The sequence below is a fragment of the Halorubrum ejinorense genome (genome assembly GCF_055389685.1).
Window position 1 is genome coordinate 2,883,204 of the sequence record NZ_AP043777.1, and the last position, 18,841, is coordinate 2,902,044.

Genomic DNA, 18,841 nt, shown 5'->3' on the forward strand with positions numbered 1-18,841 from the left:
GACCGCCGAGACCCCCTCGCGATTGACCCGCTGTGGCCGCCGATACCTGACTGGGTTGGCATCGGTCTCAATAGAGTATATACAGTATCAGGAAGTGGGTATGGACCCGATAGCGCTACAGGCTGGGGCTGACCTCCTTGGGGACGGTCGGCCTGAGACACTCTGGCTGGGAATCGGCACGATACTAATGCTCATCGGCACCTTCTACTTCATCGCCCGCGGTTGGGGCGTGACGAACAAGGAGGCCCGTGAGTACTACGCCATCACGATCCTGGTGCCGGGGATCGCGTCGGCCGCGTACCTTGCGATGTTCTTCGGTATCGGCCTGACGGAAGTCGAGCTCGCCAGCGGGCAGGTGCTCGACATCTACTACGCCCGGTACGCTGACTGGCTGTTCACGACGCCGCTGCTGCTGCTCGACCTCGCGCTCCTCGCGAAGGTCGACCGCGTGACCATCGGCACGCTCATCGGCGTCGACGCGCTGATGATCGTCACCGGTCTCATCGGTGCACTGTCGAAGACGCCGCTCGCGCGGTACACCTGGTGGCTGTTCAGCACGATCGCGTTCATCTTCGTGCTCTACTACCTCCTCACGAGCCTCCGGAGCGCGGCTTCGGAGCTCTCTGAGGACGTACAGACCACCTTCAACACGCTGACCGCACTGGTCGCCGTCCTCTGGACGGCGTACCCGATCCTGTGGATCGTCGGGACCGAGGGAGCCGGCGTCGTCGGCCTCGGCGTCGAGACGCTCCTGTTCATGGTGCTCGACGTGACGGCGAAGGTCGGATTCGGGTTCGTCCTGCTCCGCAGCCGCGCCATCCTCGGCGACACCGAGGCGCCGGAGCCCTCCGCGGGCGCCGACGCCCAGGCCGCGGACTAACGGTCGACCCGTCGACCGTTCCGTGACCGTATCGCACCGCACCAACCGACTTTCACCATTCATTTTTCCATATGACTGACACCGACACCGAACAGCCGCCAGCGATGAACAAACGGTCCGTCGTCGGACTCGCCGTCTGCCTCGTGATCGCGCTCGCCGGGATCTTCCTGATTCCGACCTTCGAGTCGCGAGCGGGGTTTAGCGTGACGTTCTGGACGATGGCGGCGGTCGAGCTGATCGCTATGCTCGGCGTCGCCTACTTCGTACTCAACCTCCACGAGGAGTAGTTCCGGCGCAGCTACGAACCCTTACTCCGCGGGCGGCTCGGCGTCGCCGCGCCCGTCGCGGGTCGAGGGCGACGTCTCGGCCAGCGCGCGTTCGAAGTGATCGCGCCCGATGATCGAGTCGGAGGCCGGGCCGTCGTCGACGATCGCGTCCTCGATCGCGAGCAGTCCGGCCTCACGGACCAGCGCCGCGATGTCGCCGCCGCTGTACCCGGCGGTGCGGTCGGCGAGCGCGTCGAGGTCGACGTCGACCGCCGTCGGCGTCTTCCCGGCGTGAATGGCGAGTATTTCGCGACGCGCGTCCCGGTCCGGGAGCGGCGTCTCGACCGCCTTCTCGATCCGGCCCGGCCGGAGCAGCGCCTCGTCGATGTTGTCCGGCCGGTTCGTCGCCGCGATCACCACGACGTCGGTCAGCGGCTCCAGCCCGTCGAGTTCGGTCAGCAGCTGCGACACCACGCGCTCGCCCGCGCCCGTGTCGTCGCCGCGGCGCTTCGGCGAGATCGCGTCGACCTCGTCGAAGAAGATCACGGCGGGCGAGTTGTCGCGCGCCGTGGCGAACAGGTCTCGGACCGCCTTCTCGCTCGCGCCGACGTACTTGTCGAGCAGCTCGGGGCCGTTAACCGGGATGAAATTCGCGTCGCTGAGGCTCGCCGCGGCCCGCGCGAGCAGCGTCTTCCCGGTGCCCGGCGGCCCGTACAGCAGCACGCCGGACGGCGGGTCGATCCCCAGCTCCGCGAAGCGGTCGGCGTACTCGAGGGGCCAGTACACCGCCCGCACCAGTTCCCGCTTGGCCGCGTCGAGCCCGCCGACCTCGTCCCAGCCGACGGCGGGAAACTCCACCGTGACCTCGCGGAGTCCGGTGGGTTCGACCTCGTCGAGCGCGGCCTCGAAGTCGGCCATCCGGATGGCGGTCCGACCGTCGCGACGGATCGCGCGCTCCAGCGCCGTGTCCGCGAGGACGACCAGGTCGGCGAACACGTAGCCGTTGAGCCGCTCGGCCACCGACTCGAAGTCCACGTCCATCGCGAGCGGCGCGCCCTCACAGAGCGATTCGAGGGCGTCGCGGCGCTCCGCGGTCGTCAGGGGTTCGACCTCCAGTTCGCGGTCGAACCGGCCGCCGCGCCGAAGCGCCGACGGCACGCCGCTCGGGTCGGTCGTCGCGCCGACGACGACCGTTCGGTCCCCGTCGCGGAGTTCGTCGACCGTGGAGCGGAGCCGGTCGGCGAGCGCCGATCCGCCGTCTTCGGCCCCGAGCGCTTCGAGGTCGTCGAGGAGGACCACGGTCGGCTCGCCCGGAGGAACGGCCTCGACGAGCCGGTCGAGTCGCTCGGTCCGGTCGCCGGTCCGCTCGCCGCGGAGCCGCGCCGCCGAGGCGCGGACGAGCGTCGCGTCGGTCGCGGCCGCGACGGCCTCGACTAGCGTCGTCTTCCCCGAGCCGCGCGGGCCGTGAAGGAGGATTCCCAGCGTCGGGTAGCCGGCCGACTCGAAGGCCTCGGCCGCCTCGAACCGGGTCGAGACGGCGTCGCGGAGCCGTTCGAACGTCGCCGTCTGCACGACGTTCGGCCCGTCCTCGCTCGGCCGTTCGGCGACGACCTCGGTCGTGCCGTCGTCCGCCCTGACGACGATGTCGGTCTCCTCGCCGACGACCGCCGGCGAGGAGGGGGCCACGTCCAGCACGTCGAACCGGAGCGTGAGGGCGCCGCCGAGGCGAGTGACCTCGACCTCGTCGCCGACGGCGATCGCCCGGCGGTGCAGCCGGCGGCGGATGGCGTCCTCGCCGCGGGCCAGGTCGACGGACTGCCGGAGCCGTAGCGTGACCGACGACGCCGCCGGGAGGTCCGCGGCAGCCACGGCCGCGGTGTCGCCCGGTTCGACGCCGGCGGTCTCGCGGAGCCGCTCGGACAGGAAGACGGCTCCGTCCGTCTCGTCGACCGCGTCGACCGGCGCGACGACGGTGTGTACGCCCTCGACGCCGACCGAGTCGCCCGGTGCGACGCCGAGGTCGGCGAGGGCTGCCGCAGAGAGTCCGACGCGGCCCTCGGGAAGCGACGCTGGCGGCTTCTGAACCGGGAGGCGCACGGTCATTGCTCTCGGATTCGATCGCGGGATGGCCCGCCGGCGACGGTCGTCGACAGCATACGGCGATCGCTACGCTCAGCGAGCACAAAGTAGTCATGGCCTGACTGACCGTGGTCGGGGCCCGGCGATCCCCGTCCGCAGAGCGGTCGAGGCGCGGTCGGACCGACGAGAATCGGGCGACGGCGGAGACCGCGGAGCGATCGAACCGCGACGAGCCGGCGCGTAGGAAGACTGGCAACCATTAACCCGTACCGGTTCGAACGGTCGGGCATGGCGAACGCTCGGGCTCTGCTCGTCCATCCGGACGAGGGGAGCGATCGGATCGAGACGGCGCTCGACGCTGCGGGTTTCGACGTGACTCGGACGGACACCGCGGCGTCCGCGGTCGCGAAGGCGACGACCGGCGAGTACGACTGCGTCGTCAGTGAGTACGCGCTGTCGGGCGACGACGGGGTGACGCTGGCGACCGCGATCGAGGAGTCCGACACCGGCGTGCCGGTCGTGATGTTCACCGAGACGGACGAGGACGCGGTGACGGAGGCCGCCTTCGAGAACGGCGTCGACAGGTTCCTCCAGAAGAACGGGTCGGCGTCGATCGAACGGCTCGTGGCCGACGTGTCCGCCGTCTCCTCGGGGGTCGCGGACTCCGAGCCGCGGCAGGACATCTCCGATCACGAGCCGACGGCCGGCGAGGTCACGCGGGCCGTCGAGGACGCGCCGATCGGGATCAGCATCAGCGACCCCGATCTGCCGGACTACCCGCTCGTGTACGTCAACGACGCCTGGAAGGACCACACGGGCTACTCGGTCGAAGAGGCGCTCGGCCGCAATCCGCGGTTCCTCCAGGGACCGGGAACGGACCCGGAGACCGTCGAGGAGATATCGGACGCGATCCGGAACGAGGAGGAGGTCACCGTCGAGATACGCAACTACAGGCGGGACGGGACCCCCTTCTGGAACGAGCTGACGGTGGCACCGGTCTACGACGACGGCGGGGAGCTGGCGCACTACGTCGGGTTCCAGAACGACGTCAGCGACCGGAAGGCCGCGGAGCGGCTCGCCGAGGAGCGGGCCGAGAAGCTCGCGACGGAGCGGCGCGCGCTCGACAGGGTACTCGGTCGGGTGAACGGGCTCCTCAGCGAGATCAGCCGGATCCTCGTCGAGAACTGGGACCCCGAGGTCATCCCGAAGCGGGTCTGTGAGGTCGTCGCCGACGAGCCGGACTACGCCGGCGCCTGGATCGGCGAGGTCTCCTCGGCGACGGGGCGCTTCGAGATCGACGCCGCGAGCGGAGTGGCGGTCGAGCCGGGGACGACCCTCGCCGTCGAGGAGACGCCGGTCGAGGTACAGGAGGCGATCGAGGCGGAGGAGCTTCGAGGCGGCTCGGTCCAGGGCGGCGGCGACGGGCCGCTCGCGCCGGAGTCCGTCGGCGGGACGCGGCTGCTCGTCGTCCCGCTCACGTACGGGAAACGGCGGTACGGAGTGTTGGGGATATACGGCAACGGCGCGAACGTCCTCGACCGCCGGGAGCGGAAGGTGTGCGAGTCGGTCGGCAAGATGATCGCCAACGGCCTCCACTCGGTCGAGACGACCCGGATCCTCACCACGGACCGGGTCTGTGAGATCGTCGTCGAGATCCGCGATCCGACGGCGGTGCTCACCCGGATCGCCGACGCGGTCGGCGGGCAGATCGAACACCTCGGGACGACGCGCCTCGACGACGACGCCGGCGAGCTGTACTTCCGCGTCGACAGCAGCGACGTGAGCCTCGAAGACGTTGAGGACCTGCCGATGGTCGAGTCGATGCGGCTGGTCTCCGAGACGAACGGCGGCGTCAGTTTCGCCGTCACCGTCACCGAGTCGCCGCCGCTCACGCAGCTGGCCGACCACGGCTGCGTCCTCGTCGGCGCGACCGCGACGGCAGACGCGGCGACGCTCACGATCGAGACGCCGCCCGAGCGCGACGTGCGGTCGATCCTCGACGTGTTCCGCGCGGAGTACGAGGGCGTCGAGCTCCGGTCGCGCGTCGAGCGCGAGAGCAGAGACCGGACCGTCGCGGAGTTCGCCGCGGCGGTCGACGAGCGGCTCACCGACCGGCAGCGCGCGGCGCTGAAGACCGCCGAGCTGAACGGCTACTTCGAGTGGCCGCGCCCGGTCGACGGGTCGGAGATCGCAGAGCGCATGGGGATCACCCGGCAGACGTTCCACCAGCATCTCCGCGCGGCCGAGCGGAAGCTGGTCGAGGCGTACGTCGACCCGCGGTCGGACGAATGACTCGGAGAGCGGCGGGAGGCCGCGGCGAGCGATGAGCGACGACCCGTTCGCCGCGAGCGACTCGATCCGCGTGGCGGCCGACCCCGAGACCGTGTTCGCGTTCCTCGACGATCCGGCGAACCACGCGGCGATCACGCCGGGACTCACCGACGTGCGGGACGTCGAACCGCTGGCGAACGGCGGGAAGCGCCTCGCGTACACCTACCGGATGGCGGGCGTCGGCATCGACGGCGAGATCGTCCAGACCGTCCACGAGCCACCCGAGCGCCACGCGTTCGAACTCCGCGGGCGACTCTCCGGGACCATCGACCTCCGGCTCGCGCCCGTCGACGGGGGGACGGAGCTGACGTACGCCGCGACGTACGGCCTGCCGGAGAACGCGATCACGAAGGCCGGCGCACCGGTGATCCGCCGGTTCAACGAGCGACAGCTCCGCGCGGCGTTAGAGAACGTCGCGGCGCGGTTCGACGGGAGCGGCTGAGGGGAGGCGACCGCGCGCTGCGACCCCGCGGAGGGGCGACGGAGTCTGCGACTGCGCGGCCGGGAGACCGCGAGCTGACGGGGTGGCGGGCGAACTATTAAGCGTGCGATGCGCTAAGTGAGAGGTATGGATCTGATCCCCCTCCAACTCGGTTTCGGGCTCGTGAGCGTCGGGCTGCTCGCGCTCCTGCTCGTGGTCGTCACGCTCTGGCAGTCGTTCGAGATCGTCGACGCCTACGAGAAGAAGACCCTCACCGTCTTCGGTGAGTACCGAAAGCTGCTCGAACCGGGTATCAACCTCATCCCGCCGTTCGTCTCCCGAACGTACCCGTTCGACATGCGGACGCAGACGCTGGACGTGCCCCGCCAGGAAGCGATCACGCGGGACAACTCGCCGGTGACCGCCGACGCCGTCGTCTACATCAAAGTGATGGACGCCAAGAAGGCGTTCCTCGAGGTCGACGACTACAAGAAGGCCGTCTCCAACCTCGCACAGACCACCCTCCGGGCCGTCCTCGGCGACATGGAACTCGACGACACGCTGAACAAGCGCCAGGAGATCAACGCGAAGATCCGCAAGGAGCTCGACGAACCCACCGACGAGTGGGGGATCCGCGTCGAGAGCGTCGAGGTCCGCGAGGTCAACCCCTCGAAGGACGTCCAGCAGGCGATGGAGCAGCAGACCTCCGCCGAGCGCCGCCGCCGCGCGATGATCCTCGAAGCGCAGGGTGAACGCCGCTCCGCGGTCGAGCAGGCCGAGGGTGACAAGCAGTCCAACATCATCCGCGCGCAGGGTGAAAAGCAGTCGCAGATCCTCGAAGCGCAGGGTGACGCGATTTCGACCGTCCTCCGCGCCCGCTCCGCCGAGTCGATGGGCGAACGCGCCATCATCGAGCGCGGCATGGAAACGCTCGAAGAGATCGGGAAAGGCGAGTCCACGACCTTCGTCCTCCCGCAGGAGCTGACGAGTCTGGTCGGCCGCTACGGCAAGGCCCTCTCCGGCTCCGACGTCCAGCAGATGGAGGGGCTCGACGGCAAGGAGTTCGACGCCGACACTCGCAAGATGCTCGGGCTCGACGACATCGACGAGATCCTCGGCCAGATCGAAGAGTCCGCGGAGATGGACGTCGAGGAGCTCGAGAAAGAGGCCGAGGCCGTGAAGGCGGGCGACTCCGGCGCGAGCATCAAGTCCGCGAACGAGGTCATCCAAGAGATGGATGAAGAAGAGGTGAGCGCCGACATCGAGGGCGAGGAAGTCGAAAAGGAGAGCTAAAGCGGCGCGAGACGCCGCCGACGCTCCGATATTCAGCACCGAACCGGTCCCCGAGCGAAGTGCTTTTGTCGAGGCGTAGACTAATACGCTCGTGACAGAGGGGTTCGACGGACGGAAACGGGAGACGCTCCGCCGGTTCGCCGCGGTCGGAGCCGCCGCGCCGTTCGTCGGCACGGCGAGCGCGGCCGACGGGGACGCGGACACCAACGAGACGCGGGAAGCGATCCGCGGCTACGTGCCGACGACCCCCGGCGCGCACTTCTCCAAACTCCGCGACGACCTCCGACTCGGGACCGGCGAGGCGCAGTACCATCTCCGGAAGCTGGAGGAGTCGGGAGCGATCGAGTCGGTGAAAGACGCCGATTACCGCCGGTTCTTCCCGGCTGGCCGGTTCGACGAGACCGACAAACGGGCGCTCGGCTACCTCCGCCGGGACACCCCGCGCGGGATGATCCTCGCGCTGTTGCGCGACCCCGACGCGACCGGGGCCGACCTGGCGAACGCTCTCGGCGTCTCCCGGCCGACAATAAGCGCCGCGGCCGCGGACTTGGAGCGCGCCGGCCTGCTCGACCGGACCGACGGCTACGCGCTGACCGAGCCGGAGCGGCTGCTCACGCTCGTGGTCCGGTACGCGGACTCCTTCGACGCCGAGGCGGTCGCGCTCGCCGACGACGCCGCGTCGCTGGTCAGGTACGACCCCTGAAAGCGCCGCTGGGAGCGGGAGGGACGAACGAAGCGACTCGTCGAGACGACTGCCGGTCTGCCGAGCGACGCGTCAGTCAGGTCGTGACCATCCACGTCGTCCCCGAGGAGTAGCCCCACTTCTCGACGTCGACGTCGGTGGCCGCGTCGGCGACGGCACCCATGTTCGCGCCGACCTCCTTCGCGGAGAGGTCGAGGTCGTCGGCGATCAGCCGCGACTTGAAGTACGTCCGGTCGGTCGCGTTCTCGCGGAGGTATCCCAGGATGCGGGCCTGCTTCGCGGAGAGGTCGTGCGACTCGACTGCGACCGCGTCCAGTTCCGCGGCCGCGTCCGGCGGGACAGTGCTCATACGGGTACCACGTCGACATCCCGCATAAGGCGGTTGGTAGAGGGAGTTAACACGCCGCTGTCTTGCGGTTTTCGTCCACACGACCGCCGAGAGCGGCGGCTCGACGCTCCATTTGGGTACGGTCTTCGAACCCCGACGCCGGGCGGGCCCGACTCAGTAGCGGTCGGAGACGAACGGGCAGAGCGCCCCGCTCACCGCGGCCGCGAGCGCCTCGGCGCGGTCGACGCGACCGTTGGTGAGCGCGCCGGCCGCGCCCCCGCGCTTCGCGACGCCCTCGGTATCGAGGAGGTCGTCCATCACGGGGCCGAGCTCCGCGCCGTCGTCGACCCGAGCCGCGGCGTCCGCCGGGAGCGCGAGGCTGGGGCCGGCGCCGCGGCCGACCCGTTCGCCGTCGGCGACGGCCGCCCACATGATCAGGAAGAGGCCGTCGGTCCCGTCGAAGCGCGCGACGCCGCCCTCGACCCCGACGCCGAGGTCGTAGTCGGCGGCCGCGTCCGGCTCCGATCGCCCGGATTCGAGGACGGCCGCGGCCCGGTTCTCCGCGCCGGCGATCGTCTCCACGTGGCCCGTCGGCTGTTCGCTCACGCCCGAGTCGACGGCGACCGAGTCGATCGCGACGCCGGTCGGCTCGCCGGGGAGGTCGAGGTCCGCGGCCGACCCGAGCGCCAGTTCGACGGCTCGCCGCTTCACCGGGTTGCCGCTGCCGACGCCGACTCGCAGAGTGCTCATACGGAGGGGTGGTCGGCGGCGACCGAAAACGCGTCGGGATGGAACAGCGCGGCCAGCCGTTCGATCCCGTCGAGGAGCGCGGGGCTCGGCTGGTTCAGGAGGGAGTCGTCAATCACGTGGACGGGAGCGTCGACCCCCCAGTCGCGCGATTCGACCGTCTCGGGGTCGATCCGGTCGCCGTGTCCGCAGACGTGGACGACGACGTGATCCGGGTCGGCCGCGGCGACGGCGTCGAGGTCGACCTCGCGGGAGCGCTCGCCGGGGTCGACGAACGGGTAGCGGCCGCCCGCGGCGCGGACGGCGCCGGGGACCCAGTTGCCCGCGGCCATCGGCGGGTCGGACCACTCCTCGCAGTAGACGGTGGGACGGGGGCGGTCGGCCACCGCGTCGGCGACGCGGTCGAGGCGGTCGCGGGCGTCGACCGCGAGTCGCTCGCCGGCCTCGTGGCGCCCCACGTCGGCGCCGCGGGCGGCGAACCCAGCCACGGCGTCGTCGACGGTCGCCGGCTCGCGGTGGGCCACGTCGAACCCGCGGTCGCGGCAGTCGGCCGCGAGGTCGGCCTGAAGCCCGTCGCTCGTGAGGACGACGTCGGGGTCGAGGGAGTCGACGCGGTCGAGGTCGGGGTTCAGCCAGCCGCCGATCGGCGCGGGGCCGTCGGTCCCGTGCGCGTCGCCGGCGTCGGCGGGCGGGTCGCAGTGATGCGTGACGCCGACGAGCAGGTCGGCTGCCCCGAGCGCGGCGACGGTCGCGGTCGCGCTCGGCGCCAGCGAGACGACGCGGGGCTCGGTCATGGAGCCACTTCCGTCCGCGATCCGCTCAACCGTTTCGGTCGCGGCGGCGCACCGATCCCCGTCCGTCGAGAGACCGACGAAAACGCGTGATAGATCGTGTTCTTTCGTCGGGTTTCGAGCGACACGTTCCGGTCGTTTTAAGTTGTGTTCCGTCGACGGTAAACTAAGATCGCTTCCGGGCAGTTTCAGTTTCCGGGGGCAACCGAGCTATGAGTGAACGAATACACACGCGGGGGAGTCGCTCCCGAACGGAGACGAACGAGGAAGAATCGGAACAGACTGACGAGACGCTGAGCTGCCCGGAGTGTGGCGGACACGTCGTCAACGACGAGGAACACGGCGAGACGGTCTGTAGCGACTGCGGGCTCGTCGTCGAGGCGGACTCGGTCGACCGCGGCCCCGAGTGGCGCGCGTTCGACTCCCGCGAGAAAGACGAGAAGAGCCGCGTCGGCGCCCCGACCACGAACACGATGCACGACAAGGGGCTCTCGACGAACATCGACTGGCGCGACAAGGACGCGTACGGTCGCTCGCTCGGCGCGCGCCAGCGCCAGAAGATGCAGCGGCTCCGCAAGTGGAACGAGCGGTTCCGCACCCGCGACTCCAAGGAGCGCAACCTCAAGCAGGCGCTCGGCGAGATCGACCGCATGGCCTCGGCGCAGGGGCTCCCGGACAACGTCCGCGAGACGGCCTCGGTCATCTACCGTCGCGCGCTCGACGAGGACCTGCTCCCCGGCCGCTCCATCGAGGGCGTCTCCACCTCCTGTGTGTACGCCGCCGCGCGGATGGCCGGCGTCCCCCGCTCGCTCGACGAGATCGCCGACGTGTCGCGCGTCGAGAAGGCCGAGATCGCGCGGACGTACCGCTACGTCGTCCGCGAGCTCAAGCTCGAAGTGAAGCCGGCCGACCCCGAGCAGTACGTCCCCCGCTTCGCCTCCGACCTGGAGCTCTCGGAGGAGTCCGAGATGCGCGCGAAGAGCCTCCTCCGCAACGCCAAGGAGAAGGGCGTCCACTCCGGCAAGTCGCCCGTGGGCCTCGCCGCGGCCGCCGTCTACGCCGCCGCCCTCCTCACGAACGAGAAGACGACGCAGGCCGCGGTCTCCGAGGTCGCCGACATCTCCGAGGTCACCATCCGGAACCGGTACCACGAGCTCCTCGAAGCCGAGGACGGACTCGTCGCGTAACCGCACGACCGACTCCGCGGTCCGAACGTTTCTGTCGGATCGCCCCGACCCCGACCAGCTAAGACCCCGGCGAGTGAACCGCGAGCCATGTTCGAAGAGTTCGTTCTCGCCGCGAGCACGGCCGACCTGGGCGAGGAGCCGGCGGCCCGTGCCCACGCGGACGCGGTGGAGTTCCGAATGGACCTGGCAAACTCCCCGCTCGACCAGCTGGCGAGCTACGACGGCGCCCTCCCGCTTCTCGTCACGAACCGCGCGTCGTGGGAGGGCGGCGAGGCCGACGGGACCGCGCGGTACGACGCGCTCTCGACCGCGGTCGATCACGACGCGGTCGCGGCCGTGGACGTCGAACTCGCGGCGCTGCGCGGCACGCGACCGGACGACGCCGAGGAGTCGCACGCGGTCGCCTTGCGCGAGACCGCCCGCGAGGCGGGCGTCGACGTGGTCGCGTCGGTCCACGACTTCGAGTCGACCCCCGAACCCGCCGCGCTCGTCGACCTGCTCGCGGACGCCGCGAGCGAGGGCGACGTGGGAAAGCTGGCGACGACCGCGACCGCCCCGGCCGACGCGCTGGCGATGCTGGAGGCCACTCACGAGGCGACCGCCGCGGGCCACCGCGTCGCGACGATGTGTATGGGCGAGGCGGGGCGCCACACCCGCGCCGTCGCGCCGGTCTACGGCTCGAAGATCGGCTACGCGCCGGTGGAGGCCGCGGACGCGACCGCCCCCGGCCAGTACTCGCTCGCGACGCTCCGGCGACTCGTCGACGACCTGCGGGCGAGCGAGGCAGGAGATCCGAGCGGGGACTGATTCTCTCACCCGCGGTGGCGCGTGCCTGTGAGCGCCCGGAGGGCGCGAGACAGCACGCGCGAGGGAGTCGGCCGACCGAAGGGAGGCCGACGAGGCTGGGGAGGCGTGAGGCTGCGGTGCCGTGCGGGGCGGGACTCGGAGGGGCAGCCGCGAGGCGGGCGCAGGGGACGCAAGCACCGCAGCGAGGAAGCGATAGCGACTGAGCGAGGAGCATGGTTCGAAACGGCTCCGCCGTTTCGTCGTCACGAGACGCCGGAGGCGTCTCGAACGACAGCGAGCGTGCGCCCGCCTCGCGGCTGGGGCTTCGGTGGCATTCGAATCGGATATCGATCCCAATCAGGTACCGGAGCACGCGACGGCGCCCGAGAGGAATCCGAGCGCCTCGTACGAGAGCCAAACCGCTTTACGACCGCCCGCGTAAGTGACGCCAATGGCGACGTGCGACGTGTGCGGGGAGTACGAGAACCTCCCGTACCAGTGTAAGCGGTGCGGGAAGACGTTCTGCGCCGAGCACCGGCTCCCCGAGAACCACGACTGTCCCGGCCTCGCCGAGTGGGACGACCCCGGCGGCGTCTTCGACAGCGGGTTCGACGAGAGCGTCGAAGGGAACGACGGTGGGGGCGCGAGAGGTGGCGGCGGCCGTACCGTGAGAACCGGCAGTGCCGGCGGCGTAATCGACCGGGTCAAGCGCCGTATCGACCGCGAAACCAGCACCGGGGGGTTCGTGAGCTTCTTCCGCAACAACGCGACGTACGCGATCCTCGCGGCGATCTGGGCCACCTTCGTCGCACAGCTGATCGTGTTCTGGGGGATCAGCCCGACGCTCCACAACACCCTGTTCGTTCTCCGGCCCGACGCGCTCGGCAACGTCTGGACGGTGGTCACCTCCGTGCTCTCGCACTCGCCGGTGAGCCTCTACCACATCATCGGCAACAGCGTCGTGATCCTGTTTTTCGGCCCGCTCGTCGAGCGCGCCGTGGGGTCGAAGAAGTTCGTCGCGTTCTTCTTCGCGTCCGGGATCATCGCCGGCCTCGGTCACATCCTCTTCGCGATCGCGACGAGCGCCCCCCTCGCGGGCATCCTCGGCGCCAGCGGCGCCGGGTTCGCGATCCTCGGCGTGCTCACCGTCTGGCGGCCGAACATGCAGGTGCTCCTCTTCTTCGTGATTCCGATGAAGATCAAGTACCTCACGTGGGGAATCGCGCTGGTATCGGCGGTGCTCGTGGTCCGGAGCCTCCTGGCCGGCGGCGGCGGCGCCGCCGGCGGAATCGCCCACCTCGCGCACCTGATCGGCTTCGCCATCGGGCTCGGGTTCGGGAAGCGAAACGAGGGCCTCGCCCGGTCCGCCGGCGGCGGAGGTGGTGTCTCGATGGGGAGCGCTCGCGGCCCGCGCGGGCCGGGCGGTCCCGGCGGTCGGTTCTGATGCCCCTCGCCCGGCCCGACCTCCGGCCGGACCCCTCGCTCTCGCGGGACGAGATGGAGGCCCTCCAGCGCGACATCGCGGCGGCCGCGACGTTCGACGACGACCACGCGCTCGACCCGGCCGGCGTCGCCGTCAGCGAGGCCGCCTCGCTCGCGGACGGACTCCCCCCGGCTCGCGACGGGGACCAGGCGTGTCTCGACGCGGGTACGGACTCGGCGACCGCGCACGACGCGGACGCCCCGGTCGTCGTCGGCGTCGATCAGGCGTTCCGCACCGACCGGGCCGACGCGCCCGACGCCGCCGTCTCCGCCGCGGTCGCGTTCCGCGACGGCGACGTGATCGAGTACGCGAGCGCGACGACCCCGCTCTCGATCCCGTACGTTCCCGGACTCCTCGCCTTCCGGGAGGGCGGGCCGATCCTGGCCGCGCTCGACGCCCTCGACGCCGACCCCGACCTGCTGGTCTGTGACGGCTCCGGTCGGATCCACTTCCGGGAGGCCGGACTCGCGACGCACGTCGGGGTCCTTCACGACGTGCCGAGCGTCGGCGTCGCGAAGAGCCTCCTCTGTGGCGAGCCGGACGAACCGACCGACGAGCGCCCCGCCGGCTGGCGAACGCCGGTCCGCGCCGGCGACGCGGTGACGACCGCCGAGACGGGGACCGTGATCGGCCACGCCTTCCAGTCGCGGCAGTACCCGACGAGCAAGCGGGTGAATCCGCTGTACGTGAGCCCGGGGCACCGCGTCTCGGCCGCGAGCGCGGTCGACCTCGTCGACGCGCTGTGTGCGGGCTACAAGCTCCCCGAACCCACGCGGCTCGCCGACGCCTACGCGGACGCCGCGAAGCGGGACGAGGAGTGAAGCGTCGACGGAGTTGAGAGAGACGCCGACGCGCGACCCGGAGCGCGGACGGCCGCAGCTCGTGCCATGAGTTGTCACGGGCAGGCGGTTTTTAGACGATCGCCTGCGAACGCGAACACATGGGAGACGACGACACGGAGAGTCCGATGTCCGCCGAGGAGTTCCGGTCGCTGACGGACGGGTTGGTGCGCCAGAGCTCCGGCGGCGGCACGACGGTGTACAAGAACGCGGCCGGCGTCGGCTGTCCGAACCCCGACTGCGACCGCGGCGTCTTCCAGACGCTGTTCGTCAGCGACCACGGCTGGCAGCAGATCGGGGCGACCCGCGACGGGATCGACCTCTGTCTCGTCAACACGGACTCGAAGCGGCTCGTCTTCATTCACGACGACTGAGTCCGCCGCGGCGGGGACCCCGGCGTTCGGACGCCGCGAGCCCCGCGTTTTTTGAGCGGTCCGCCGCCAACGGGGGCATGGTCGCCCTCCCGATCGGCTTCGACGACCTCGCCGACGCGCTGTTCATGCTGTTGACGACCGCCGTGGGCTTCCTCCTCGGCGGCGTCGTCGGCCTCGTCGTCGGGCTGTCCGCCGGATACGCCTACCTCGAACTGTTGAGCCGCGTCGCCGACCTCGAAGCGACCGTGAACGCGCTCGTCCGCGAGAAGGAGGACCTCCGCGACCGCGTGGAGACGCTGGAGGCCGAGGGGGACTGAGCCGGGTGGGACCCCGCCGCGCTCAGTCGTCGTCGGCCGTCGAGCCCGACCCGGAGTCCGCCGCACAGCGGTTCGGCCCGAGTTCGAGTTCGATCGCCGCGGTCTCGTCGGGCGGCGTCTCGACGCCCCGGTTGGCCGCGATCACCGACTCGTAATTCGGCGGCTTCTCCGGCAGCGTCCGCGTGATCCGGTCGACGAACGCCTCTCGGTCGAGTCCGAGGACCTCGATCCCGCGGCGGGCGTCACCGACCGTCGTGAACACGGGCTCGCCCGGGACCACGTCCCCGGTCGTCCCGTCGTTCGCGACCGCGAAGTGGCCGGGACAGACGGCGATGTCGTCGGGTTCGGCGAGCAGCGTGCCGTGGAGCGAGTCGTAGAGCCGGCGGGCCGCGCCCGCGGCGCCCTGGTCGGACGCGCCGTCGTCTTCTTCGGCGTCCTCGCCGTCCTCGCCGGCCGAGAACTGGAGTTCCGTCCGTCCGACGCTGTCGGTGAACAGCGTGTCGCCCGTGAGCACCGCGGCGTCGCCGACGAGGTAGCTGGCGCCGTCGTCGGTGTGGCCCGGCGTCGCGAGCGCCTTCAGGTCGATCCCGCCGACGTCGAGCGTCTCGTTGCGTCCGATCGGTTCGAACTCGGCGGCCACGTCGCGGTCGGCCGCCGCGGCGGGCAGGTAGTACGGGACGCCGAGGTCGTCCGCCAGCGCCCGGCCGCCGGAGAGGTGGTCGGCGTGGACGTGCGTGTCGAGGACCGCCGCGATCGACGCGTCGCGTTCGGCGGCGGCCTCGACCCACTCGTCTCCGTGTCGGGAGACGTCGATAGCGACGGCGACGCGGTCGGAGCCGTCGGAATCAGCGACGGCGACGCGGTCGGAGCCGTCGGAATCAGCGACGGCGACGCGGTCGGAGCCGTCGGAATCAGCGACGGCGACGCGGTCGGAGCCGTCGGAATCAGCGACGGCGACGCGGCCGGAGCCGTCGGAGTCCGAGGCGCCCGGAACGTGGTCCGCCGACCCGCGCTCGCGTCCGCCGACGGCGAGGTATCCCAGACACCCCTTCGCGCGACGCTGAATCTGAACGATGTCGAGCCCCGGGGCGGCGTCGGACCCGTCGGCGATGGGGACGGCGGTCCGGTCGTAGACGGCGGACCAGCCGCGCATGCCGTCGGCGACGACGACGACGTCCTCGTACCCCGCCGCGTCGAGTTCGGCGGCGAAGTCGTTCGAGGCCTTTCCCTTGGCACACAGCGTGACCACGCTGTCGTCGGGCGAGAGGCCCGTCTCGCGCTCGAAGTCGTCGAGGTCGAACTCGTGGAACGGCTTGTAGAAGTAGTGGATCGCGTCCGCCACGTGCCACCCCGCGAAGCTCTCCTCCGGGCGCGTGTCGACGAGGGCGAACGAGCGGTCGCCGCGCCGTCGCGCGTCGATCATGTCCCGGAACGTCGCTGCGTCGACGGTTCTGACCATGTACACGACTCGCGTCCGACCCTGAAAGCTCTCCCGCTCGGACCGGTCGTCTGGGGCGCGGAGAGACGCTACCGCGCCGGGAGACCGGTCGCGCGATGGACAGCTTTTAGCCCGACCGACCGGAGAGCGGGCGTATGGTCGAGGCGTTCGCGGTCGCCAGCGGCAAGGGCGGCACGGGGAAGACGACGAGCACGCTCGCGCTCGGGATGGCGCTCGCCGAGGACCACGACGTGACGGTCGTGGACGCCGACACGGGCATGGCGAACCTCCTCTTTCACGCCGGACTCGACGACGCGGCGGTCACCCTCCACGACCTGCTCGTCGCCGGCACCGCGACGGACGTGACCGAGGCCACCTACGACCGGTTCGGGCTCTCGGTCGTCCCCTGTGGCACCTCGCTGGCGGGCTTCGAGGCCGCGGAACCGGAGCGGCTCCGCGACGTGGTGGCGGAGCTCGCGCGCGACACCGACGTGCTCCTGCTCGATTCGCCGGCCGCGCTCGGGTCGAAGTCCGCCGTGCTGCCGGTGGTGTTGGCCGACCGCGTCGTGGTCGTCGTCGAGCCGACGATACCCGCGCTCTCGGACGGCCTGAAGGTACAGGAGTACGCGCGCTCGTACGGCACCGAGACCGCCGGGGTCCTGTTCAACAAGGTGCGGAGCGAGGCCGACGACGTGGCCGCGCAGGCGGAGCGCCACTTCGGCGGCCCCGTCCTCGCGAACGTCCCCGAGAGCGACGCCGTCCGAGCGGCGCGGCGGGCGGGAGAGCCGCTGCTCGCTCACGCGCCCGAGAGCGAGGCGGCCGCGCGCTACCGTCGGGCCGCCGCCCGGCTCGACGTGCGCGACGGCGACGGTGACGCGGTCGCCGACCGGTTCCGCAGCGCGGTCGTCCCCGACACGCCATGAGCGGCGAGTCGGAGCGGCGACCCTCGGAGCCGGCCGCGCTCACTATCCCGAGAGGGACGCTGCTGCGCTCGCGGGTGGTCTCGGACGTCGGAACGACGCTGTCGCGCGCGCTCGACCGGGAACTCACCGGCTACGCGACGCTCGTTCCCCAGGAGACGCTGCTCCTGTCCGGCGAGGCCCGCGGCGTCATCACCTTCGCCGACGGCGTCCCGGTGTTGGCCTACAACACGGTGACCGACAGCGGCGGCCCGGACGCGCTCGCGGAGCTCGCGGTCCCCGGCCCGTATCGCGTCGAACTGTACGCCGTCGACGCGGACGGCCTGGCCGCGGCTCACGAGGAGGACGCGCTGCGGGTCGCACCCGACGCGGCCGCGACCGAGTTGGCCGACGCCGCCGACCTCGCGGAGCGGACCCGGGAGGCCGCGCCGGACGAGCGCCTCGGGGACGGCGCGGACGAGGACGACGCGGTCGCGGCGTTCCTCGAGGACGACGACCGGATCGAGGCGATCCGCGAACAGGCGCGGGCGGAGGCCCGCGACCGCGCCGCCGAGTGGGGCCTCGACGACGCCCTCGACGATTCCGGTGGGGCCGGCGAGGACACGGGAGAGCCGGCCCCGACCGATGACCCATTCGAAGGCCGGGGCGGTTCGCCCCGGTTCGGGCGCGATTCGAGCGAGTGAGACGGGTCGCGTGTCGACCCCTCCAGAACGGTTATTTCGACTCGACCCCTCCCTCCGGTATCACGGTCCTCCGACTCCTGCGACTGACGACGCCCGCCGACTTCGCCGCCTGGTACGCCGCCGGTCGCGCCTACACGACCGAGGTCGCCGAGGGCATGGGATTTTCCGGGGTCGACGCCCTCGACGACGACCGGACCGTCGAGCGGCTCCGAACGGCGCCCGACGAACTGACGCCGGCGGCCGCCCGGTCAGTCGCGGCGACGTTGCTCGCGGACGGCGCGTTCTCGGAGCCGTACTGCGAGTGGCTGCCGACGTGGTACGAGCTCGCGCTGATCGCTCCGGTCCGGTACGCCGACCGGCAGCTTCGGAAGGTCGCCGGTAGGGTCGCCGCGGGCGCGTCCGTGACCGCGACCGCACCCCGGTTCTCGCGTCCCGCCGACGTCTTCATCGACGGCGAACCGGCGCTGTCGCGGGTCTCGGGCTTCCGTGGGCGGTTCCTCCTCGCCGACTCGCTGCTTCACTTGGAGTGGTTCGACCACGTCGCCGCCGCCGACGAGATCGACGTGCCCGCCGACCTCGTCGCCCGGACCCGCGAGGAGTCGCTGTCGTACTACGGCGGCGACCGCGACCGACTCTCCCCGGAGGTGCGGCGGTTCCAACGCCACCTGTTCGCCGACGACGCGTGGGTTCGACGCGTCGACGACGCCTACGACCTCGACAGCCGCCTCTTCGGCCTCTGGGAGCGACTGCTACGCGACGAGCGACGACGGCTCGAGGACGCGTAGCCGCAGCGAGGCGGTGTCGGCGGCGTTCGCCGCCGCGCGGATGTGTTACAACACCTGTAACACGTGTTAGGACCTGTTCGTGGAACGGTGGATAAGTATAGGCGGAAACGGCCCGTCAGAGAGAGTACGAACCGCAGGGCGGTTCGCTGTCTCCGACGCTTCGGCCCTCGTCTTCGGTCGGCGTCCCCGC

At 71.0% G+C, this 18,841-nt stretch carries 20 protein-coding genes; 15 read left to right on the forward strand and 5 right to left on the reverse strand.

Annotated elements, in window-relative coordinates:
• The first annotated feature begins 187 nt into the window (after positions 1-187).
• Together ACZ5KW_RS15810 and ACZ5KW_RS15815 are read left to right on the forward strand one after the other, a co-directional pair.
• Positions 188-880: a bacteriorhodopsin gene (locus ACZ5KW_RS15810; RefSeq protein WP_464388590.1), complete on the forward strand. Its 693-nt coding sequence runs from the start codon at positions 188-190 to the stop codon at positions 878-880.
• A 71-nt stretch (positions 881-951) separates the two neighbouring features.
• Complete coding sequence (locus ACZ5KW_RS15815; RefSeq protein ID WP_343777258.1) at positions 952-1,167, forward strand: hypothetical protein; 216 nt, start codon at positions 952-954, stop codon at positions 1,165-1,167.
• Between the two features lie 21 nt (positions 1,168-1,188).
• Here the strand turns inward: ACZ5KW_RS15815 and ACZ5KW_RS15820 are convergent, their stop codons facing one another.
• Positions 1,189-3,249 carry an AAA family ATPase gene (locus ACZ5KW_RS15820; protein ID WP_343777257.1) on the reverse strand — a complete coding sequence of 687 codons (2,061 nt, stop codon included), beginning with the start codon at positions 3,247-3,249 and terminating at the stop codon, positions 1,189-1,191.
• Positions 3,250-3,513: 264 nt separating this feature from the next.
• On the opposite strand from ACZ5KW_RS15820, the gene ACZ5KW_RS15825 reads away from it, so the two are divergent.
• From ACZ5KW_RS15825 to ACZ5KW_RS15840, 4 genes are all read left to right on the forward strand, one after another.
• Positions 3,514-5,517: a bacterio-opsin activator domain-containing protein gene (locus ACZ5KW_RS15825; protein WP_343777256.1), complete on the forward strand. Its 2,004-nt coding sequence runs from the start codon at positions 3,514-3,516 to the stop codon at positions 5,515-5,517.
• Positions 5,518-5,548: 31 nt separating this feature from the next.
• Complete coding sequence (locus ACZ5KW_RS15830) at positions 5,549-5,998, forward strand: SRPBCC family protein (protein ID WP_343777255.1); 450 nt, start codon at positions 5,549-5,551, stop codon at positions 5,996-5,998.
• 126 nt (positions 5,999-6,124) lie between these two features.
• Positions 6,125-7,270, forward strand: a complete 1,146-nt coding sequence (locus ACZ5KW_RS15835; protein WP_343777254.1) for an SPFH domain-containing protein — start codon at positions 6,125-6,127, stop codon at positions 7,268-7,270.
• Between the two features lie 91 nt (positions 7,271-7,361).
• A complete protein-coding gene (locus tag ACZ5KW_RS15840; RefSeq protein WP_343777252.1) occupies positions 7,362-7,973 on the forward strand; it encodes a winged helix-turn-helix transcriptional regulator in 612 nt (203 codons plus the stop codon).
• A 76-nt stretch (positions 7,974-8,049) separates the two neighbouring features.
• On the opposite strand, the gene ACZ5KW_RS15845 is transcribed toward ACZ5KW_RS15840, so the two are convergent.
• From ACZ5KW_RS15845 to ACZ5KW_RS15855, 3 genes are all read right to left on the reverse strand, one after another.
• Complete coding sequence (locus ACZ5KW_RS15845) at positions 8,050-8,322, reverse strand: DUF7123 family protein (RefSeq protein WP_343777250.1); 273 nt, start codon at positions 8,320-8,322, stop codon at positions 8,050-8,052.
• A gap of 153 nt (positions 8,323-8,475) precedes the next feature.
• Positions 8,476-9,051 carry an inosine/xanthosine triphosphatase gene (locus tag ACZ5KW_RS15850; RefSeq protein ID WP_343777249.1) on the reverse strand — a complete coding sequence of 192 codons (576 nt, stop codon included), beginning with the start codon at positions 9,049-9,051 and terminating at the stop codon, positions 8,476-8,478.
• Positions 9,048-9,842, reverse strand: a complete 795-nt coding sequence (locus tag ACZ5KW_RS15855; protein WP_343777247.1) for a cobalamin-binding protein — start codon at positions 9,840-9,842, stop codon at positions 9,048-9,050. The genes ACZ5KW_RS15850 and ACZ5KW_RS15855 overlap by 4 nt, the downstream gene beginning before the upstream one ends.
• 209 nt (positions 9,843-10,051) lie before the next feature.
• Here ACZ5KW_RS15855 and ACZ5KW_RS15860 point away from each other — a divergent pair, with 209 nt between their 5' ends.
• From ACZ5KW_RS15860 to ACZ5KW_RS15885, 6 genes are all read left to right on the forward strand, one after another.
• Positions 10,052-11,026 (forward strand): transcription initiation factor IIB, encoded by a 975-nt coding sequence (locus ACZ5KW_RS15860; protein WP_343777245.1) that lies wholly within the window; start codon positions 10,052-10,054, stop codon positions 11,024-11,026.
• A gap of 87 nt (positions 11,027-11,113) precedes the next feature.
• Positions 11,114-11,833 (forward strand): type I 3-dehydroquinate dehydratase, encoded by a 720-nt coding sequence (locus ACZ5KW_RS15865; protein WP_343777243.1) that lies wholly within the window; start codon positions 11,114-11,116, stop codon positions 11,831-11,833.
• Between the two features lie 430 nt (positions 11,834-12,263).
• On the forward strand, positions 12,264-13,256 hold the full coding sequence (locus tag ACZ5KW_RS15870) for a rhomboid family intramembrane serine protease (RefSeq protein WP_343777242.1): 993 nt from the start codon (positions 12,264-12,266) through the stop codon (positions 13,254-13,256).
• Positions 13,256-14,116 carry an endonuclease V gene (locus ACZ5KW_RS15875; protein WP_343777241.1) on the forward strand — a complete coding sequence of 287 codons (861 nt, stop codon included), beginning with the start codon at positions 13,256-13,258 and terminating at the stop codon, positions 14,114-14,116. Before ACZ5KW_RS15870 ends, ACZ5KW_RS15875 begins: the two co-directional genes overlap by 1 nt.
• Positions 14,117-14,235: 119 nt before the next feature.
• Complete coding sequence (locus tag ACZ5KW_RS15880; RefSeq protein WP_017342530.1) at positions 14,236-14,508, forward strand: DUF7385 family protein; 273 nt, start codon at positions 14,236-14,238, stop codon at positions 14,506-14,508.
• Between the two features lie 77 nt (positions 14,509-14,585).
• A complete protein-coding gene (locus tag ACZ5KW_RS15885) occupies positions 14,586-14,825 on the forward strand; it encodes a hypothetical protein (RefSeq protein ID WP_343777239.1) in 240 nt (79 codons plus the stop codon).
• A 22-nt stretch (positions 14,826-14,847) separates the two neighbouring features.
• On the opposite strand, the gene ACZ5KW_RS15890 is transcribed toward ACZ5KW_RS15885, so the two are convergent.
• Positions 14,848-16,284, reverse strand: coding sequence for an MBL fold metallo-hydrolase (locus tag ACZ5KW_RS15890; RefSeq protein ID WP_343777237.1), 1,437 nt, complete (start codon positions 16,282-16,284; stop codon positions 14,848-14,850).
• Between the two features lie 134 nt (positions 16,285-16,418).
• On the opposite strand from ACZ5KW_RS15890, the gene ACZ5KW_RS15895 reads away from it, so the two are divergent.
• Genes ACZ5KW_RS15895 through ACZ5KW_RS15905 form a run of 3 tightly spaced genes read left to right on the forward strand, consistent with a single transcriptional unit; the run spans position 16,419 to position 18,651 of the window.
• Positions 16,419-17,186: a nucleotide-binding protein gene (locus ACZ5KW_RS15895; RefSeq protein ID WP_343777235.1), complete on the forward strand. Its 768-nt coding sequence runs from the start codon at positions 16,419-16,421 to the stop codon at positions 17,184-17,186.
• Complete coding sequence (locus ACZ5KW_RS15900; RefSeq protein WP_343777234.1) at positions 17,183-17,866, forward strand: DUF8054 family protein; 684 nt, start codon at positions 17,183-17,185, stop codon at positions 17,864-17,866. The genes ACZ5KW_RS15895 and ACZ5KW_RS15900 overlap by 4 nt, the downstream gene beginning before the upstream one ends.
• Positions 17,867-17,925: 59 nt before the next feature.
• A complete protein-coding gene (locus ACZ5KW_RS15905; RefSeq protein WP_464388591.1) occupies positions 17,926-18,651 on the forward strand; it encodes a hypothetical protein in 726 nt (241 codons plus the stop codon).
• The last annotated feature ends 190 nt before the right edge of the window (positions 18,652-18,841 follow it).

Bases quoted from the DNA above. Each gene is read 5' to 3' on its own strand.
- ACZ5KW_RS15830 (WP_343777255.1), top strand. From the start codon at position 5,549: ATGAGCGACGACCCGTTCGCCGCGAGCGACTCGATCCGCGTGGCGGCC.
- ACZ5KW_RS15895 (WP_343777235.1), top strand. From the start codon at position 16,419: ATGGTCGAGGCGTTCGCGGTCGCCAGCGGCAAGGGCGGCACGGGGAAG.
- ACZ5KW_RS15865 (WP_343777243.1), top strand. From the start codon at position 11,114: ATGTTCGAAGAGTTCGTTCTCGCCGCGAGCACGGCCGACCTGGGCGAG.
- ACZ5KW_RS15860 (WP_343777245.1), top strand. From the start codon at position 10,052: ATGAGTGAACGAATACACACGCGGGGGAGTCGCTCCCGAACGGAGACG.
- ACZ5KW_RS15810 (WP_464388590.1), top strand. From the start codon at position 188: ATGCTCATCGGCACCTTCTACTTCATCGCCCGCGGTTGGGGCGTGACG.
- ACZ5KW_RS15885 (WP_343777239.1), top strand. From the start codon at position 14,586: ATGGTCGCCCTCCCGATCGGCTTCGACGACCTCGCCGACGCGCTGTTC.
- ACZ5KW_RS15890 (WP_343777237.1), bottom strand. From the start codon at position 16,284: ATGGTCAGAACCGTCGACGCAGCGACGTTCCGGGACATGATCGACGCG.
- ACZ5KW_RS15850 (WP_343777249.1), bottom strand. From the start codon at position 9,051: ATGAGCACTCTGCGAGTCGGCGTCGGCAGCGGCAACCCGGTGAAGCGG.
- ACZ5KW_RS15875 (WP_343777241.1), top strand. From the start codon at position 13,256: ATGCCCCTCGCCCGGCCCGACCTCCGGCCGGACCCCTCGCTCTCGCGG.
- ACZ5KW_RS15845 (WP_343777250.1), bottom strand. From the start codon at position 8,322: ATGAGCACTGTCCCGCCGGACGCGGCCGCGGAACTGGACGCGGTCGCA.
- ACZ5KW_RS15815 (WP_343777258.1), top strand. From the start codon at position 952: ATGACTGACACCGACACCGAACAGCCGCCAGCGATGAACAAACGGTCC.
- ACZ5KW_RS15855 (WP_343777247.1), bottom strand. From the start codon at position 9,842: ATGACCGAGCCCCGCGTCGTCTCGCTGGCGCCGAGCGCGACCGCGACC.
- ACZ5KW_RS15835 (WP_343777254.1), top strand. From the start codon at position 6,125: ATGGATCTGATCCCCCTCCAACTCGGTTTCGGGCTCGTGAGCGTCGGG.
- ACZ5KW_RS15900 (WP_343777234.1), top strand. From the start codon at position 17,183: ATGAGCGGCGAGTCGGAGCGGCGACCCTCGGAGCCGGCCGCGCTCACT.
- ACZ5KW_RS15825 (WP_343777256.1), top strand. From the start codon at position 3,514: ATGGCGAACGCTCGGGCTCTGCTCGTCCATCCGGACGAGGGGAGCGAT.
- ACZ5KW_RS15870 (WP_343777242.1), top strand. From the start codon at position 12,264: ATGGCGACGTGCGACGTGTGCGGGGAGTACGAGAACCTCCCGTACCAG.
- ACZ5KW_RS15820 (WP_343777257.1), bottom strand. From the start codon at position 3,249: ATGACCGTGCGCCTCCCGGTTCAGAAGCCGCCAGCGTCGCTTCCCGAG.
- ACZ5KW_RS15880 (WP_017342530.1), top strand. From the start codon at position 14,236: ATGGGAGACGACGACACGGAGAGTCCGATGTCCGCCGAGGAGTTCCGG.